This is a genomic window from Streptomyces sp. NPDC056734, from assembly GCF_042790455.1.
Classification (GTDB): domain Bacteria; phylum Actinomycetota; class Actinomycetes; order Streptomycetales; family Streptomycetaceae; genus Streptomyces.
Genome location: NZ_JBHTZD010000021.1, coordinates 42,191 through 58,692, shown reverse-complemented (window position 1 = coordinate 58,692; position 16,502 = coordinate 42,191). Strand labels below are relative to the sequence as shown.

The 16,502-nt window shown below is 71.7% G+C and carries 15 protein-coding genes; 8 read left to right on the top strand and 7 right to left on the bottom strand.

Annotation, left to right across the window (positions count from 1 at the left end; translation table 11 throughout):
• Positions 1–189 precede the first annotated feature (189 nt).
• Together ACFRFC_RS28925 and ACFRFC_RS28920 are read right to left on the bottom strand one after the other, a co-directional pair.
• Positions 190–1,041 carry a hypothetical protein gene (locus tag ACFRFC_RS28925; RefSeq protein WP_382692626.1) on the bottom strand — a complete coding sequence of 284 codons (852 nt, stop codon included), beginning with the start codon at positions 1,039–1,041 and terminating at the stop codon, positions 190–192.
• A 356-nt stretch (positions 1,042–1,397) separates the two neighbouring features.
• Positions 1,398–1,640, bottom strand: coding sequence for a hypothetical protein (locus ACFRFC_RS28920; protein WP_382692703.1), 243 nt, complete (start codon positions 1,638–1,640; stop codon positions 1,398–1,400).
• Between ACFRFC_RS28920 and ACFRFC_RS28915 the strand changes: the two genes are divergently transcribed.
• The 3 genes from ACFRFC_RS28915 (at position 1,549) to ACFRFC_RS28905 (ending at position 6,362) form a co-directional block, all read left to right on the top strand.
• On the top strand, positions 1,549–3,081 hold the full coding sequence (locus ACFRFC_RS28915; RefSeq protein WP_383112667.1) for a GntR family transcriptional regulator: 1,533 nt from the start codon (positions 1,549–1,551) through the stop codon (positions 3,079–3,081). The genes ACFRFC_RS28920 and ACFRFC_RS28915 overlap by 92 nt on opposite strands.
• Positions 3,081–4,754 (top strand): thiamine pyrophosphate-dependent enzyme, encoded by a 1,674-nt coding sequence (locus ACFRFC_RS28910; protein ID WP_382692628.1) that lies wholly within the window; start codon positions 3,081–3,083, stop codon positions 4,752–4,754. The genes ACFRFC_RS28915 and ACFRFC_RS28910 overlap by 1 nt, the downstream gene beginning before the upstream one ends.
• A 150-nt stretch (positions 4,755–4,904) precedes the next feature.
• Positions 4,905–6,362, top strand: coding sequence for a benzaldehyde dehydrogenase (locus ACFRFC_RS28905; protein ID WP_382692630.1), 1,458 nt, complete (start codon positions 4,905–4,907; stop codon positions 6,360–6,362).
• 190 nt (positions 6,363–6,552) lie between these two features.
• On the opposite strand, the gene ACFRFC_RS28900 is transcribed toward ACFRFC_RS28905, so the two are convergent.
• Positions 6,553–7,206 carry a response regulator gene (locus ACFRFC_RS28900; RefSeq protein ID WP_382692632.1) on the bottom strand — a complete coding sequence of 218 codons (654 nt, stop codon included), beginning with the start codon at positions 7,204–7,206 and terminating at the stop codon, positions 6,553–6,555.
• Positions 7,203–8,285, bottom strand: a complete 1,083-nt coding sequence (locus ACFRFC_RS28895) for a sensor histidine kinase (protein WP_382692634.1) — start codon at positions 8,283–8,285, stop codon at positions 7,203–7,205. The genes ACFRFC_RS28900 and ACFRFC_RS28895 overlap by 4 nt, the downstream gene beginning before the upstream one ends.
• 407 nt (positions 8,286–8,692) lie before the next feature.
• Between ACFRFC_RS28895 and ACFRFC_RS28890 the strand changes: the two genes are divergently transcribed.
• The gene (locus tag ACFRFC_RS28890; protein WP_382692636.1) at positions 8,693–9,178 is read left to right on the top strand and encodes a cation:proton antiporter regulatory subunit; all 486 of its coding nucleotides are present in this window, start codon (positions 8,693–8,695) and stop codon (positions 9,176–9,178) included.
• A gap of 4 nt (positions 9,179–9,182) precedes the next feature.
• Complete coding sequence (locus ACFRFC_RS28885; RefSeq protein ID WP_382692638.1) at positions 9,183–10,403, top strand: cation:proton antiporter; 1,221 nt, start codon at positions 9,183–9,185, stop codon at positions 10,401–10,403.
• Between the two features lie 99 nt (positions 10,404–10,502).
• On the opposite strand, the gene ACFRFC_RS28880 is transcribed toward ACFRFC_RS28885, so the two are convergent.
• Positions 10,503–10,907, bottom strand: a complete 405-nt coding sequence (locus tag ACFRFC_RS28880) for a MazG nucleotide pyrophosphohydrolase domain-containing protein (RefSeq protein WP_382692640.1) — start codon at positions 10,905–10,907, stop codon at positions 10,503–10,505.
• A 138-nt stretch (positions 10,908–11,045) separates the two neighbouring features.
• Between ACFRFC_RS28880 and ACFRFC_RS28875 the strand changes: the two genes are divergently transcribed.
• Positions 11,046–12,041: a TAXI family TRAP transporter solute-binding subunit gene (locus ACFRFC_RS28875; protein ID WP_382692642.1), complete on the top strand. Its 996-nt coding sequence runs from the start codon at positions 11,046–11,048 to the stop codon at positions 12,039–12,041.
• 78 nt (positions 12,042–12,119) lie between these two features.
• Here ACFRFC_RS28875 and ACFRFC_RS28870 read toward each other — a convergent pair whose 3' ends face one another.
• Positions 12,120–13,511: an ATP-binding protein gene (locus tag ACFRFC_RS28870; RefSeq protein WP_382692644.1), complete on the bottom strand. Its 1,392-nt coding sequence runs from the start codon at positions 13,509–13,511 to the stop codon at positions 12,120–12,122.
• Between the two features lie 9 nt (positions 13,512–13,520).
• Positions 13,521–14,207, bottom strand: coding sequence for a response regulator transcription factor (locus ACFRFC_RS28865; protein WP_382692645.1), 687 nt, complete (start codon positions 14,205–14,207; stop codon positions 13,521–13,523).
• Positions 14,208–14,548: 341 nt separating this feature from the next.
• Between ACFRFC_RS28865 and ACFRFC_RS28860 the strand changes: the two genes are divergently transcribed.
• Positions 14,549–15,325, top strand: a complete 777-nt coding sequence (locus ACFRFC_RS28860) for an amino acid ABC transporter ATP-binding protein (RefSeq protein ID WP_382692647.1) — start codon at positions 14,549–14,551, stop codon at positions 15,323–15,325.
• Between the two features lie 116 nt (positions 15,326–15,441).
• Positions 15,442–16,290, top strand: coding sequence for a glutamate ABC transporter substrate-binding protein (locus ACFRFC_RS28855; RefSeq protein WP_382692649.1), 849 nt, complete (start codon positions 15,442–15,444; stop codon positions 16,288–16,290).
• Positions 16,291–16,502: the final 212 nt, after the last annotated feature.

Genomic DNA, 16,502 nt, shown 5'->3' with positions numbered 1-16,502 from the left:
CCGTCCGGCGTCGGGGAGGGCAGCGGAAGCACCGGGGTCCCGGAGACGCCGGGGTCTTGGGGGCGCGGGGAACTGCGCGACCAGCCCCCACCGGCCGGAACCTGAACCGGCGACGGAACCCACGCCCCCACCGGCCGGAACCCGAACCGGCGACGGAACCCACCCGCACTCCCCCGCCCCACCGCCGCGCTACTTCGGATCCGCTTCCTTCGGGTTCTCGAACCGGATCCCACCATCCGTGACGACAGTCGTGAACTTGTCGTCGTCAGGCTCGACGGGCTGCACGATCGGCGGCAGACCCACCGTGTACAGCACCAGTTCCTCCGTGGCGACGTACCGGACCTTCTCGCCCGGGTCGGCCTCCACCGCGCCCATCCAGCTGATCTCGGTGCCCTCGGCCGTGCCCTTGCCGCCCAGCACCACGGTCAGCCGCCGCGCGTTCTCGCTCTCCGAGATCCACTCGGCGCCGGCGTCGAGCTTGATGAACTCGATCCAGAACTGCCGCTCGGTGTAGGTACCGATCGGCTTGCGCTTGACACCCGGCCAGCCGGCGACCGGCAGGTAGTTGAAGTGGTCGGGGTTGCTGATGACCACGGCGTTGTAGCGCGGCTTGGGGAACCGCTGCTCCCGGATCGGCCGCTGCTCGGCCTGGGCCTCCTTGTTGGCCGGGCCGCGCCCGCGACCGGCGCTCATGCCGAGCGCGGAGGCGCCGCCGAACTGGAGCACCAGCTGGAGCTGCTTGGGGTCCTCCAGCTTGTCGTCCTGCGGGCCGTAGGTCTGGCCCTCGGGGAAGTAGCCGACCTCGCCCTCGCGCAGGAAGCCCTGCTCGCCGAGGTTCATGTCGCCGACCACGGGCATCCGGATCTGCTCGAAGGTGTGGCAGTGCCGGGGCATCTGGAAGTCGTCCTCGTTGCGGCCGAGGATGTAGCGGTAGTTCTCGAACGGCTTGCTGCGGTCGCCCATCAGCAGGTAGTTGAACGAGACCGTCCCGCGGGGATGGTCCATCTTGAACGCGTTCTCGTCGTACGGCGCGATCTTCATCGCTGTCCTCCGTTGGTGGGGTGGGTGCCCGTGAGGCATCCGTGCGGCTGCGCGGCTCGCGCGGACGGGGCGGGCGGGGATTGCGGGGCCTTGCGGGCCTTACGGGCATTGCGGGCGGTGCGGAGAGGGAAAGGCGATCGCCGGTCGGGCGGGCGGCTGGGCCGCCGCGGCTCTCTTCGCGGACCCGGTCGTCGCTGCCCTTCCACGAAACCTTCCTAGTAGGTTTGTGTCAAGGTAGGTGGTGAGCTTTTATCGAATCAAGAAGCACCGAAGAAGCACCCGGGAAGCGCTCACCCCTCGCGAAATCGAGGAGCCGGAGATGACGGAGATGGATCTGAAAGGCACGGTTTCCCTGGTCACGGGGCTTCCAGCGGCGTCGGCGCCGCCGCGGCCCGCGCCCTGGTGGCCCGCGGCTCGGCCGGCGCGCCGGCGGCCCGCCGCGAGGACCGGCTGACCTCGCTCGCCTTCGAACTGCGCGAGGCGGGCACCGAGGCGGTACGGCGGACGGTGGCCGGCCTGGTGCGCATCAGCTCGATCTCGGGCCGCACGGTCCAGGCGGGCAACGGGGTGTACGCGGCGACCGAGCAGGCCCTGAACACCTACAGCGAGTCACCGCGCAAGGAGGTCGCCGGGCGCCTGGTCCGGGTAGCGGTGGTGGAGGCGGCCCCGGTGGCGACGGACCTGCTCCCGGCGCGGGCGCGGGGCGCACGGAAGGCACGGAAGGCGCGGCGCACGTTCGAACACCTGAGCCCGGCAGAGGTCGCCGACGCGGTGGCGCACGTGGTGACCTGCCCGGCGCACGCGGCGGCGAGCCGGCTGCCGATCAGGCCGAGCCGGTCGGAGCGGCGGGACGAGGAAAGCGGGACGACGAAGGTGAGACGAGGGCGGGGACGAGGCCAGGGACCTCACGCTCGCCCGCGCGACACCCGCACGGCACCCGCGACACCCGCACAACGCCCACCCACGCCCCCGCACAACACCGGCGCAAACACCCGCACAACACTCGCACCAAACCATTGCCTCAACCTACTAGGTAGGTTAAATTTGGGTGCACCACCGCCGGAGAACACCCACAACCAGAGACACCTGGCGACACACCAGCGACAACACCAGCGACGAACCACCACCACAGACGATCCGGGCGCCGTACGTCCGGACACGCTCGGGAGTGACATGTCCGTGCCTCAGACCCCCGCGAAGATCTTCCGCGGCAGGGTGGCCGACCAGATCGTCGAGGACCTGCGCGCGCAGATCCTCAGCGGCACCCTGCCCGACGGCTCCCGGATGCCGTCCGAACGTGAGCTGGCCGCGTACTACGACGTGAGCGGCCCCACCGTGCGCGAGGCGGTGCGGGTGCTGACCGCGATGGGCCTGGTCAACACCCGTAACGGCAGCCGGGCCACGATCACCGCGCAGGGCGACACCCTGCTCGCGGTGTCCATCGCCTCGGTGGTGCAGGTCGAGAAGGTCGGCGCCCGCGAGACGCTCGGCCTGCTCGGCGCGCTGAACTCCTACGCCGCCGAACTCGCCGCCGAGCACGCCACCGACGAGGAGATCGACCGGCTGCGCGAAGCGGCCCAGGCGGCCCAAGCGGCCCAGCCCGGCCAGTCGGGCCAGCCCGGCCGGTCGTCCGACGGCGTCGAGCAGTCGGCCACGACGCTCCAGGCCTTCTTCACCGTGCTCGCCGAGATCTCGCACAACCCGCTGCTCGCGGCGCTGTGCCGGTTCCTCACCGAGGCGCAGATCGGGATGGCCGTGAAGCTCTCGGGCGGTGCGCACGGCCACTTCGGGCGGGTCTCCGGCCCGCTGCACGCCGGCCGGATGCGGATCGTCGGCGCCATCGCCTCGCGCGACCCGCGCCACGCGGCGACCGTGGTCCGCGAGTACCACCGTGAGGTGATCCAGCGGATCGCCGAGGTGCGCGAGGCCGCCGGGGAGCCCGAGGTGTCCGAGACCGGCCTGACGGAGGCGCTCACCGGCTGGCTGCGGTCGAACGTCACCCTGGGCGGTCAGCCGGTCCCGGCGCGGAGCACCCGCTGATGGCCGCCCCGACGACCGCGCGCGGCACGAAGAAGCCCGCCTCCGCCCCCGGCGCGTCCGCGCCCGCCGGCACCACCGCTACCGTCCGTACCGTCCGGGACGCCGCCTTCGACGTCCTGCGGCTGCACGGCCTGACCACCCTCTTCTCCAACCCCGGCTCCACCGAGGTGTCGGTCCTCACCGATCTGCCCTCGGACCTGGAGTTCGTGCTCTCCCTGCACGAGGGCTCCGTGGTCGGCACGGCCACCGGCTGGGCGCTGGCCCGCGACGAGCCCGCCCTCGTCCTGCTGCACACCACCGCCGGACTCGGCAACGCGGTGGGCGCGCTGGCCACCGCCCGCGTCAACCGGGCCCCGCTGGTCGTCCTGGTCGGCCAGCAGGACCGCCGGCATCTGGCCCAGCAGCCGTTCCTGGCGGGCCGCCTCGAAGGACTGGCCGGGGACTATCCGGTACGGGTGGAGACCCCGCCGCGCGCCCAGGACGTCCCCGGCGCCATCGGCCGGGCCGTGCACGCCGCCCGCGAGGCACGCGGACCCGCGCTGGTGCTGGTCCCGATGGACGACTGGGCACAGCCCGCCGAAGACCTGCCGGTGGCCGCCCCCGAGGTGGTGCGCCGGTCGGCGACGGCCGATCCGCGGGCCGTCGCCGAGGTCGCCGACCGGCTCGCCGAAGCCGCCTCCCCGGTACTGGTGGTGGGCTCGGGCGCCGACCACGCGGACACCTGGGCGGCCCTGACGACACTGGCCGAACGGCTGGGCTGCCCCGTGTGGCAGGAGCCGTTCGGGGCGCGCGCCGGGTTCCCGCAGGACCACCGGCTGTTCGCCGGGCACCTGCCGGCCGATCGGCCCCGGCTGCGGGACGTGCTCGCCCCGCACGACCTGGTGCTGTGCGTGGGCGGTCCCTTCCTGCGCCAATACCCTTACAGGTCCGGCAAGTTGACGGACGCTCAGGTGGTCGTGGTGACCGACGACCCGGCCGAGGCCCACCACTCCCCCGTACAGCTCGCCGTCGTCGCCCCGCTCCCCGACTTCTGCGACCGGCTGGCCCGTCGCACCCCGCCGCGCGAGCCGCGGTCGGCGGCGCCGGTCCGTCCCGACCGCCGACTCGCCTACCGCGAGGGCCCGTTGAACCCGGCCCATGTGCTCACCGCGCTGGCCGAGCGGCTCCCCGCCGAGACGGTCGTGGTGGAGGAGAGCCCGTCCTCCCGCCCCGATCTGCACGCCCTGCTCCCCGCCCGTGTCCCGCTCGGCTTCCTCAGCGCCGCGATGGGCGGCCTCGGCTTCGCGCTGCCCGCCGCCGTCGGCGTCCGGATGGCCCGGCCGCAGCGCCCGGTCGTCGCCGTGGTCGGCGACGGCTCCTCCCTGTACCAGATCCAGGCCCTGTGGACCGCCGTCCAGTACCACGTCGGCGCCGTCTTCATCGTCCTCGCCAACGGCCGGTACGCGGTCATGGACAAGCTCGCCGAACAGCATGGCGGCAAGCCCCCGTGGCCGGCCTTCGAGCAGATCAGCGTGGCCGGCCTCGCCGAGTCCCTGGGCTGCCCCACCCGACGGATCAGCACGTACGACGAGCTGTGCGCGGCCCTCGACGCGCTGTGCCCGGAACTGACCGAGCGCACCGAGCCGCTGGTCCTGGAGGTCACCGTCTCGACGGACGGCGACTTCCAGCCGTAGGCCCGCGTCCTGCGGCTGCCGGTTTCCCCGCCGGCCGTAGGCCCGCGTACCGCGGCTGCCGTCTCCCCGGCCCACCCGGCCTTTTGCGAGTACCCCCTTCCCACCCCCCACCCCGTCACCCGCCACGACACCCGCCCTCTGGAGGCCGTCATGTCTCTGCTCGATCCCACCATCTGGTCCGGCAAGGCCGGCATAGGCGGCTGGACGGTCCCGGCGGGCGGCACCGCCCCCGTCATGGAGCCGGCCACCGGTGAAGTCCTGGAGGTCATAGGGCTGGCCACCGCCGAGGATGTCGCCCACGCCGCCGAGCGCGCCGCCCGCGCCCAGACCGCCTGGGCCCGCACCCCCTATACCGAGCGCGCGGCGATCCTGCGCCGCGCCGGCGATCTGTTCACCGAGCACGCCCCCGAGATCCACAACTGGCTGATACGCGAGGGCGGCAACATACCGGGCAAGGCCGCCTTCGAGACGTCCGTCGCCGCGCAGGAGTGCTACGAGGCCGCCGCGCTGCTCTCCCGCCCGCTCGGGGAGATCCTGCCCACCGCCGAGCCGCGGCTGAGCCTGGCCCGCCGGGTGCCGGTCGGTGTGGTCGGCGTCATCGCCCCCTTCAACGCCCCGCTCATCCTGGGCATCCGTTCCGTGGCGCCCGCGCTCGCGCTCGGCAACACCGTGCTGCTGAAGCCGGATCTGCGGACCGCCGTCTCCGGTGGTGTGGTGATCGCACGGGTGCTGGAGGAGGCCGGGCTGCCCGAGGACGTGCTGGCATTGCTGCCGGGCGGCGCCGACACCGGGGCGGCGCTGGTGCTGGCGCCGCAGGTGCGGGTGATCTCGTTCACCGGCTCGACGGCCGCGGGCCGCAAGGTGGGCGCCGCCGCCGCCGAGAACCTCAAGCGGGCGCACCTCGAACTCGGCGGCAACTCCGCGCTGATCGTGCTGCCGGACGCCGACCTCGACAAGGCCGCCTCCACGGCCGCCTGGGGCTCCTTCTTCCACCAGGGCCAGATCTGCATGACGACCGGCCGCCACCTGGTGCACTCCTCGATCGTCGACGAGTACGTGGCCCGGCTCGCGGAGAAGGCCGAGCACCTGCCGGTCGGCAACCCCGACAAGGAGCATGTCGCGCTCGGCCCGATCATCGACGCGGCCCAGCGGGACAAGATCCACAGCCTGGTCACGGCGAGCGTCGAGTCGGGCGCGCGGCTGGTGGCGGGCGGCACGTACCAGGACCTGTTCTACCGTCCGACCGTGCTCGCCGGGGTCACCGACGCCGCCCCCGCCTACTCCGAGGAGGTGTTCGGCCCGGTCGCGCCGGTACGCGCCTTCGACGACGTCGACGAGGCGGTCACGCTGGCCACCTCCTCCTCGTACGGCCTGTCCCTGGGCATTCTCACCGGTGACGCCATGCGCGGCCTGGAACTGGCGGAGCGGATCCCGACCGGGATCGTCCACATCAACGACCAGACGGTGAACGACGAGGCCGTGGCCCCCTTCGGCGGCGTCGGCGCCTCCGGCACCGGGGCCCGGTTCGGCGGGGCCTCCAACATCGAGGCGTTCACCGAGACCCGCTGGATCACGTCCCGCGCGACGCAGGCGACGTACCCCTTCTGATCTGATCGACGTCCTCCTCCGGCAGGCCGGCCTGCCTGCCTGCCGCTCTCCGGAGCCGCCCACGGCATCACCGTCGTCCCGGACGGTGATGCCGTGCGGTCTCTCCTGCCGGGAGGGAGGGGGGCGGCGGGCCGTCCGCGCCGGCCGGTCTCTCCTCCCGAGGGCCGACGGGGTCGTACGCGCCGGCCGTTCAGGGATCCACCAGCCCCGCCCGGATCGCGTACCGCGTCAGCTCCAGCCGGTCCCGCATCCCCAGTTTCTGGAGCAGGTTGGCCCGGTGCCGCTCGACCGTCTTGGCGCTGATGAAGAGCAGCTCGCCGATCTCCTTGGAGGTGTGCCCCTCGGCGACCAGCTTGAGGATCTCCTCCTCGCGCTCGGTGATGGCCCGCGCGGGCAGCCCGTCACCGCGCTGGAGCCGCTCCAGATACGACCGCACCAGCGCCCGCTCCGCCCCCGGATACACGAACGGCTCCCCGCGCACGGCCGCCCGGCACGCCTCGACCAGATCCCGGTCGGCGACCGACTTCAGCACATATCCGCAGGCCCCGGCCTTGAGCGCCTCGAAGAAGTACTGCTCGTTGTCGTACATCGTGAGGATGAGGATGGGCAGGTCCGGCAGCCGCCGGGACAGCTCACGGGCCGCCTGCAACCCGGTCATCCGGGGCATCGCGATGTCCAGCACCGCGAGATCCAGTTCCTGCGCACGGGCCAGCTCGACCGCCTCGGCCCCGTCCCCGGCCTCGGCGACCACGGTCAGATCCGGCTCCCCGTCGAGAATGAGCCGCACACCACGCCGTACGAGGGTGTGGTCGTCGGCGAGGAGAACGCGGGCGGGGGCGGTCATCGGGGTGCTCCGTCGGGGCGTGGGTGGTGCGCGGGGCCGCTGGACTCACACGCCGGGTCCCGCATCCCGGCGACGGAGGTCACGGAGGCCCGGGCAGCCTCACTCACCGGCGTTTCCGTCCCACCCCCCGCAGTCCCCGCCCCACCCACGGGTATCCGCAGCCCGACGACCGTCCCGCGGCCGTCGCTTCCCGGGGTGAGGGTGAGGTCGGCGCCGACGAGCAGGGCGCGTTCGCGCATTCCGGCGATGCCCGCGCCCTCGGGGCCGGTGCCCGGGCCGCGGCCGTTGTCGTGGACGGTCAGCTCGACGGCGTCGGGGAGGGCGCGCAGCCGGAGTCCGGCGCGGTCGGCGCCGGAGTGCCGGGCGGTGTTGGTGAGGGCTTCCTGGGCGACGCGGTAGAGGACGAGTTCCGTCCCGGCGTCGAGCGGGGGCAGCTCACCGGTGAGGTCGTACCGGACGGTCAGCCCGTGCCCGGTGAACTCGCCGGCGAGTGAGCGCAGGGCGCTGACCAGGCCGAGTTCATCGAGCACGCCGGGGCGCAGCCTGCGGGCGATGCGGCGGATCTCGTCGAGCCCGGCTCGGGTGGCGTCCTGCGCCTGGCCGACCTCCTCGCGCAGTTCGTCGGGCACCCGGTCGGCGACCCGCTTGAGCTGGAGGAGCACGGCGGTGAGGGTCTGCCCCACCTCGTCGTGCAGTTCCCGCGCGATCCGGTGCCGCTCCCGCTCCTGCGCCGACAGCGCCCGGGCCGCACTCCCGGCCCGCTCACTCTCCAGCCGGTCGAGCATCGTGTTGTACGTGGTGATCAGCCCGGCCGTCTCCGCCGGACCGGCGACGACCGCGCGGGCGCCGGGGCGCAGCAGGTCGGCGGTGGCCATGGACCGGCCCAGGCGTTCGAGGGGGGCGAGGCCGACGCGCAGCACGAGGGCGTTGGCGGCCAGCAGCACGGCCAGCCCGGCGCCGATGACGAGGGCTTCGCCGAGCAGCACGGGGGTGGAGACGGTGACGGGGCCCAGCAGCAGCGCGGCGGCCACGACGAGGGCCGCGGAATTGAGGGAGAAGATCCGCCAGAACAGCGACACGTTCCCGGTTCCGCTCCCTGTGATCCGACGGGCCCTGCGGCGGCACTGGTGTGCCGCCGTCAGCGTCGCCGTCGGCTCCGGGCCGCGTATATCCGTCACAACACCCATGTCGCCACGGTATGCGAGGGTGGCAGCATGGCGGCGCCGCCCGACGCCGATCCCAGACCCGGCGAGAGAATCGGAACCGGACCGGTCCACGGAGAACGGCCCGGCCCGAGCCGCCCATGAACCACTGACGGACCACTGACGGACCGCCCGTGAACCACTCGCGGACCGCTCACGGCCCGCCCATGAACCGCTCACGGCCCGCTCACGGACCGTCCATGAGTCGCCTGCGAGGCGCCCATGGATCACCCATGAGTCACGTCTGAGCCCGTCCGAGTCACGCACGAGGGAGAGAAGAGATCGTGTCCGCTCCACGCCTGAGGGCGACGCCGTTGCCGGGCATCGGGGTCCAGTACGACCTGGTCACCAAGGAACACCGGCATCTGTCCGTGGTCGCCCACCGCGACGGCGCCCGCACGGTGAACGTCTACCGCACCGACGACCCCGACTCCTGCGCCCAGTCGCTCCGGCTGACCAGCGCCGAGGCGGCCTCGCTGATCGGCGCGCTGAAGCCGTCGCACTCCAGCGCGAGCCTGCTCTACACCACCGCTCTGGGCCTGGTCGCCGAGCGCGTCGAGGTGACGGCGGCCTCGCACTGGAACGGCCGGGTGCTCGGCGAGACCCGGATCCGCACCGACACCGGCGCCTCCGTGGTCGCCGTGCTGCGCCGGGCGGAGGCCATTCCGTCCCCGACGCCGGACTTCCGGCTCGCGGGCGGTGACACCTTGATCGTCATCGGCACCCGCGAGGGCGTCGACGCAGCCGCGGCGATCCTCGGGCGGGAGTGAACGGGTGCATTCCTCCGCGGTCCTGCTCATCGAGTTCGGTTCCATCATTCTCGGCCTCGGCCTGCTCGGCCGGATGGCCGCGCGACTGAGTTTCTCCCCGATCCCGCTGTATCTGCTGGCGGGCCTGGCCTTCGGCGAGGGCGGTCTGCTGCCGCTCGGCGCGAGCGAGGAGTTCATCGCGATCGGCGCCGAGATCGGCGTCATCCTGCTGCTGCTCATGCTGGGCCTGGAGTACTCGGCCAGCGATCTGGTCTCCAACCTCAAGACCCACTATCCGTCCGGCCTGGTCGACTTCGCGCTGAACGCGATACCCGGGGCGATCGCCGCCCTGCTGCTGGGCTGGGGCCCGGTCGCGGCCGTCGTCCTGGCGGGTGTGACCTGGATCTCGTCCTCGGGTGTGATCGCCAAGGTGCTGGGCGACCTGGGCCGGATCGGGAACCGCGAGACCCCGATCATCCTCAGCGTCCTGGTCCTGGAGGACCTGGCGATGGCGGTCTATCTGCCCATCGTGACGGCGATGGTGGCGGGCGTCAGCCTCGCGGCGGGCAGCGTCACCCTGGCCATCGCCCTGGGCGTGGCGGGCCTCGTCCTCTTCGTGGCGCTGCGCTACGGCCGGGTGATCTCCCGTTTCGTCTCCAGCGACGACCCGGAGAAGCTTCTCCTCGTGGTGCTGGGCCTGACCATCCTGGTGGCGGGTGTGGCCCAGGAGCTCCAGGTCTCGGCGGCGGTCGGCGCGTTCCTGGTCGGCATAGCGCTGTCCGGGGAGGTGGCCGAGGGCGCGCACACCTTGCTGAGCCCGCTGCGGGACCTGTTCGCGGCGGTCTTCTTCGTCTTCTTCGGCCTGCACACCGACCCGGCGAGCATCCCGCCGGTCCTGCTGCCGGCCCTGGCCCTGGCGGTGGTCACCGCCGCGACGAAGATCGCCACCGGCTACTGGGCGGCCCGCCGCGCCGGAATCTCCCCCAAGGGCCGCTGGCGCACCGGCGGCGCGCTGGTGGCCCGGGGCGAGTTCTCCATCGTCATCGCGGGCCTGGCGGTCACGGCCGGCATCGAACCGTCCCTGGGCCCCCTCGCCACGGCGTACGTCCTGATCCTGGTCGTCGTGGGCCCCCTCACCGCCCGCTACACCGAACCCCTGGCCACCCTCTGGACCCGCAGGGCCACGGCCCGCCGCGCGCCCCAGCAGCAGCCCACCGAGCCGGAGCGGACCCCCGTGGCCGACTGACCCCGAGGGGCGCGATGGGCGCCCGGGACCGGGAAGGGCCACTGCCGGTGACCGCCCCGGCGAGGACCCGGTCACCCACATCCCCTCACCCACGCCCCCTCACCCGCCACCGGGCTGCCACCCCTGGCGACGCAGCACCGCCGGTACGTCCGGGGCGTCGTAGTGCTCCCCCTTCAGCACCTTGCCGTCCGCGCGGCGGGCGATCTGGCCGTCGGGGCCCAGCTTGGTCATGTTGGAGCGGTGGATCTCCGCGAGGACCGCGTCCAGGTCTATGCCGTGCACCAGGGCGGTGCCGTAGGCGACATAGACGACGTCCGCCAGTTCGTGCGCGAGCCGGTCGAGCGGACCCCCGACCGACACCTCGGCGACCTCCGCCGCCTCCTCGGCCAGCAGTTCACCACGATGGGCCGCCAGCTCCGGGGAGACCTCGGTGGGGGAACTACGGGCGTCCAGCCCGAAGGCACGATGGAACTCACGGACCAGCTCGGCAGGCGACTGACTCATGCACAGACCGTAACCCCCGCCACTGACAACGCCCCTGGCCCGCCCGGCCCCCTCTTTGCCCCTCCTCCACCCTCCCTCAGGTCTCGTTGTGATTCCGATCCTGGTCACCCCGCCGTCCCGCCTGGCAGGATCACGCGTATGTCCAAGGTGTTCCCACGGATCGGCCGCCGCCGGGCGCTCCAGGGCGCGACCGCCGGTGTCGTCGTCCTGGGACTTCTGCTGTGGTGGCTGCTGCCGCTCGGCGAGGAGCCGCCGAGCGGGACGATCACCTTCAGCACCGGCACCCCGGCGGGCGTCTACCAGAAGTACGGCGAACTGCTGCGCGCCGAACTGGACCAGGACATGCCGGACCTGGACATCCAGTTGCAGACCAGCGACGGCTCCCAGCAGAACGTCGAACGCGTGGCGACCGGCGAGGCGGACTTCGCCATCGCGGCGGCCGACGCAGTGGAGTCGTACATACTCCAGGACGGTGCCGGCGCGAGCCAGTTGCGCGGGGTCGCCCGGCTCTACGACGACTACACGCAGATCGTCGTAGAGGAGGGCTCGGACATCACCAGCGTGGAGGATCTGCGCGGCAAGCGGGTGGCCATCGGACCGCCGCGCTCCGGCGTACGCCTGATCGCCGACCGGGTGCTGGAGACGGCCGGCATCGACCCGGACACCGGCATCACGCCCCTGTCCGACGGCATAGACACCGCGCCCGACCGCCTCAAGAGCGGTGACATCGAGGCGTTCTTCTGGTCGGGCGGGCTGCCCACGGGCGGACTGGACGTCCTGGCGCAGACCTACCGCTTCGAACTCCTCCCGCTCGACGCCGACTTCATCGCCGAACTGCACGACGAGGGCGAGGCCATGCGCTACTACCGCCCCGCCACCATGCCGGAGTCGGCGTACCCCGAGATCCTGGACGAACCGGTGGCCACCATGGCGGTCTCCAATCTCCTGATCACCCGCGAGGACATGGACCCCCGCCTCACCGAGTGGCTCACCCGGACCGTCATCGACAGCCGTGACGGCATCGGCGCCCACGTCCACTCGGCCCAGCTGGTGGATCTGCGCACGGCGATCTACACGGACCCCCTGACCCTGCACGCCGGCGCACGCCGGTACTACCGCTCGGTGAAACCGTAGACACCGTCACACCCGGACCCACGGCTTCCCCACACCCAGGCACACCCACCACACCCGTCACCCGTCACCCGTCACCCGTCACACCCCATGCCCCCCACGCGGGACCCGCACCGTCACCACCAACCCCTGCGGTTCGTGCCGGCCGTAGGTGAGGGTGCCGCCGCCCGCTGCCAGGAGGGCGTGGGAGATGGACAGGCCCAGGCCCGAGCCCTTGATGTTCTGATGGCGGCCACTGCGCCAGAAACGGTCGCCGACGCGGCTGAGTTCCTCCTCGGTCAGCCCGGGGCCGCGGTCGGCGACGGTGACGGTCACGGTGTCGCCGTGGGAGGCCACGGTGACGGTGACGGTCTCGCCGGCCGGGGTGAACTTCAGCGCGTTGTCGATCACCGCGTCCAGCGCGCTGGAGAGCGTGACGGGGTCGGCCCAGCCGGTGGTGGCCGGGCAGTCCCCGCTGAGCAGCACCCCATGGGCGTCGGCCGTGGGCGTCCAGGCCGCGACGCGCTCGGCGGTGAGCCCGCCGATGTCGGTCAGCCGCAGGTCGGCCTCGGTGTGCTCGGCGAGGGCGAGGCCGAGCAGATCGTCCAGCACCTGGGCCAGGCGCTTGCCCTCGGTCTGGACCGAGGCGATCTCCGCGTTGCCCTCGGGCAGTTCGAGGGCGAGCAGCTCGATCCGCAGCAGCAGCGCGGCGAGGGGGTTGCGCAGCTGGTGCGAGGCGTCGGCGACGAAGGCGCGCTGCTGCTCCAGCACCTCCTCGACGTTGTCCGCCATCTCGTTGAACGACCGGGCCAGCCGTCTGAGTTCCGGCGGCCCCCCGGCCACCGCGACCCGGGACTTCAGCCGCCCGGTGGCGATGTCATGGGTCGTGGCGTCCAGGACCCGTACGGGTCTGAGCACCCAGCCGGTCAGCCGCAGCGCGGCACCGACGGCCACCAGCATCGCGGCGAGCAGACCCGTGGCGATGACCGCCCAGGACCTCAGGATCCGTGAACGCAGCTGATCGGTCGGCGAGTCGGTGACCACGACGGCGACGACATCGCCGTCCCGGATCACCGGCGAGGCGACGACGAGCCGTCCGCTCTGCCAGGGCCACACCTGCTCCGGATCGTCGCTGCGCCGGCTGAGCAGCGCCTGGTCGAAGGCTGCGCGCACCTCGCCCGTCTCGGGCAGGGTCCAGTCCCCGGGCGCGTGCGCCATGGAGTCCTTGTTGTTGTAGAAGACGCCGACGCGGATGCCGTACACCTTGTAGTAGCTGTCGAGTTCGGTCTCCAGCAGCTCCTGGCGCTGGTCCGTGGTCATCGGCAGGGGGGACACGAACTGGGCGACGGCCGAGAAGAACGCCGTGTCGTCGATCCGGTCGACGACCACCTTCTGCTGCTCGGCGGCGGCCGTGCTGACCGCGAGCGGCACGCCCAGGGCGAGCAGCACGGCCGCCATCAGGACGATGAGCAGCGGGAGAAGCCGGGTGCGCACGTGCGCCCGCTAGGCGGCGGGGGCGACGAGCCGGTAGCCCACGCCGCGTACGGTCTCGATGAGGGCCGGCATGCGCAGCTTGGAGCGGAGCGAGGCGACATGCACCTCCAGGGTGCGCCCGGTCCCCTCCCAGCTGGTGCGCCACACCTCGCTGATGATCTGTTCCCGGCGGAAGACCACACCGGGCCGCTGGGCGAGCAGGGCGAGCAGATCGAACTCCTTGCGGGTCAGCTGGACCACCGTGCCGTCCACCGTGACCTGCCGGGTGGGCAGTTCGATCCGCACCGGGCCGAGGTGCAGCGCGCCGTCGCCGCCCCCGGTGGGGTCCTCGTGGGGGGTGCGGCGGCTGACGGCATGGATCCGGGCGAGCAGCTCTCCGGTGTCGTACGGCTTGACCACGTAGTCGTCGGCGCCCAGGTTGAGGCCGTGGATACGGGATCGTACGTCCGACCGCGCGGTCACCATGATCACGGGGACGCCGGTGCGTTTACGGATCTTGCCGCACACCTCGTAGCCGTCCTGGTCGGGCAGGCCGAGGTCGAGCAGGACCACCCCGAAACCGGCGCTGTCCGGGACGAGGGCGTTGAGGGCCTCCTGGCCGTTGCGCGCGTGGGTGACATCGAAGCCGTGCCGGGCGAGCACCGCGGACAGTGCGGCGGCCACATGGTTGTCGTCCTCGACAAGGAGCAGTCTCATCGTGGCCTCCTCCGGTTCATCGAACGTTTGGTCTCGACGGATAGAAAGATCCGGGCCGCCGGATCCTCGGCCGAAGGGCCCCCCGTCACGCGCGTGATCTGCCAGCAGGCACGCGCGCGTGCATGCTGGCAGTCAGGCTGATGGACGACAGTGCCGTCAAGGGGGTTCCGCGTGAGTGCTCCTACCGTTACGCGGCCGAAACGCGGCGGGGCCCGGAGGGCGACACGCGTGTCGGAACCGCTACCGGATCGTGATACTCAAATTCGGCTCAGATGTACTGACGCTGATTGCGCAGGGTAGCTACTGTCCTCCGAAACCGAGGAGGACGGAGCCAGTGAGTGATGACCGAAGTATCGGTGGCCAAGGACGATGTGGCCGCGAACGGTGAACTGGTCGTCCTGAGGAGCGTCAACAAGCACTTCGGCGCGTTGCACGTTCTCCAGGACATCGAACTGACGATCGACCGCGGCGAAGTCGTCGTGGTCATCGGGCCCTCCGGGTCCGGTAAGTCCACTCTGTGCCGCACCATCAACCGGCTGGAGACGATCGACTCCGGCGCCATCACGATCGACGGCAAGCCGCTCCCCCATGAGGGCAAGGAGCTGGCCCGGCTCCGCGCGGATGTCGGCATGGTCTTCCAGTCCTTCAATCTCTTCGCACACAAGACGGTGCTGGAGAACGTGACGCTCGGCCAGATCAAGGTGCGCAGGTCGGACAAGCGCGCGGCACAGGAGAAGGCGCGCGCGCTGCTCGACCGGGTGGGCGTGGCGAACCAGGCCGACAAGTACCCCGCGCAGCTCTCGGGCGGCCAGCAGCAGCGGGTCGCCATCGCACGGGCGCTGGCGATGGACCCGAAGGTCATGCTCTTCGACGAGCCGACCTCGGCCCTCGACCCGGAGATGATCAACGAGGTGCTGGAGGTCATGCAGCAGCTCGCCAGCGACGGCATGACCATGATCGTCGTCACCCATGAGATGGGCTTCGCCCGCTCGGCCGCCAACCGTGTGGTGTTCATGGCGGACGGCCGGATCGTCGAAGAGGCGACGCCCGATCAGTTCTTCAGCAATCCTCGCAGTGACCGCGCCAAGGACTTCCTGTCGAAGATCCTGCACCACTGACCGGCGCGGCCGGTCCGCCCCGCCGCCCGTGTGGCGCCCCCGGCGGACCGGACCGCGGCACCCGAACGACGCAGGTCCCAGGTCACCATCTCCTCACCAGACGAAGGATGTTCACCATGAAGCTCCGCAAGGTCACCGCAGCGGCAGCGACCGCGCTCGTCCTCAGCCTGACCGCGACGGCGTGCGGGGGCGACGACAGCAGCGACGAGGGCAGCTCCTCCAGCTCCGGCAGCAGCGAGACGATCAAGGTCGGCATCAAGTACGACCAGCCTGGTCTGGGCCTGAAGGAGCCGAGTGGCGACTTCTCCGGCTTCGACGTGGACGTGGCGACGTACGTGGCCGGGGAGCTGGGCTACCAGCCGGACCAGATCGAGTGGATCGAGACCAAGAGCGCCGACCGCGAGAACGCCCTCTCGCGCGGTGACGTCGACTTCATCGTCGCCACCTACTCGATCACCGACGAGCGCAAGGAGAAGGTCGACTTCGCCGGCCCGTATCTGCTGGCCCACCAGGACCTGCTGGTCAAGGCGGACTCGGACATCGTCGAGGGCACCGACCTCAACGGCAAGAAGCTGTGCTCGGTGACCGGTTCGACGTCCGCGCAGAACGTCAAGGACGAGATCGCGCCGGACGCGCAGCTCAAGGAGGTCGGCACCTACTCCGAGTGCCTCGCGGGTCTCCAGAGCGGCACCGTGGACGCGCTGACCACCGACGACTCGATCCTCGCGGGCTTCGCCGCGCAGGACGAGTACCAGGGCCAGTTCAAGCTCACCGGCCTCAAGCTGAGCAACGAGAACTACGGCATCGGCGTCCAGAAGGGCGACACCGAGACCCTGAACGGCATCAACACCGCGCTGGAGAAGATGGTCACCGACGGCGCCTGGGACAAGGCCGTCGAGGACAACTTCGGCCCGGCGGACTACAAGAACGAGCCCGCTCCGGAGATCGGCAACATCGTCTCGTAGTCGGCGACGTCGACGTCGACTCGTAATCGGCGACGTCGACTCGTAGTCGGCTGCATCGTCTCGTAGTCGGCGACATCGTCTCGTAGCCGACGCGCAGGCCCTCGGGCCGTTGCGCAGTCACCGGGCCGCCGGGTACCCCCGCGCGGCCCGCCAATGAGCGGGTGTCCGCGCGTGACGCGGTTGCCCGCGACCCACGCGGAACTCCCCGGGTC

What these genes read in the sequence shown, in the direction of transcription:
- ACFRFC_RS28900 (WP_382692632.1), bottom strand. Translation starts at nt 7,206, where the DNA reads ATGACCGCCCCCGCCCGCGTTCTCCTCGCCGACGACCACACCCTCGTA.
- ACFRFC_RS28860 (WP_382692647.1), top strand. Translation starts at nt 14,549, where the DNA reads ATGACCGAAGTATCGGTGGCCAAGGACGATGTGGCCGCGAACGGTGAA.
- ACFRFC_RS28865 (WP_382692645.1), bottom strand. Translation starts at nt 14,207, where the DNA reads ATGAGACTGCTCCTTGTCGAGGACGACAACCATGTGGCCGCCGCACTG.
- ACFRFC_RS28925 (WP_382692626.1), bottom strand. Translation starts at nt 1,041, where the DNA reads ATGAAGATCGCGCCGTACGACGAGAACGCGTTCAAGATGGACCATCCC.
- ACFRFC_RS28910 (WP_382692628.1), top strand. Translation starts at nt 3,081, where the DNA reads ATGGCCGCCCCGACGACCGCGCGCGGCACGAAGAAGCCCGCCTCCGCC.
- ACFRFC_RS28855 (WP_382692649.1), top strand. Translation starts at nt 15,442, where the DNA reads ATGAAGCTCCGCAAGGTCACCGCAGCGGCAGCGACCGCGCTCGTCCTC.
- ACFRFC_RS28905 (WP_382692630.1), top strand. Translation starts at nt 4,905, where the DNA reads ATGTCTCTGCTCGATCCCACCATCTGGTCCGGCAAGGCCGGCATAGGC.
- ACFRFC_RS28880 (WP_382692640.1), bottom strand. Translation starts at nt 10,907, where the DNA reads ATGAGTCAGTCGCCTGCCGAGCTGGTCCGTGAGTTCCATCGTGCCTTC.
- ACFRFC_RS28875 (WP_382692642.1), top strand. Translation starts at nt 11,046, where the DNA reads ATGTCCAAGGTGTTCCCACGGATCGGCCGCCGCCGGGCGCTCCAGGGC.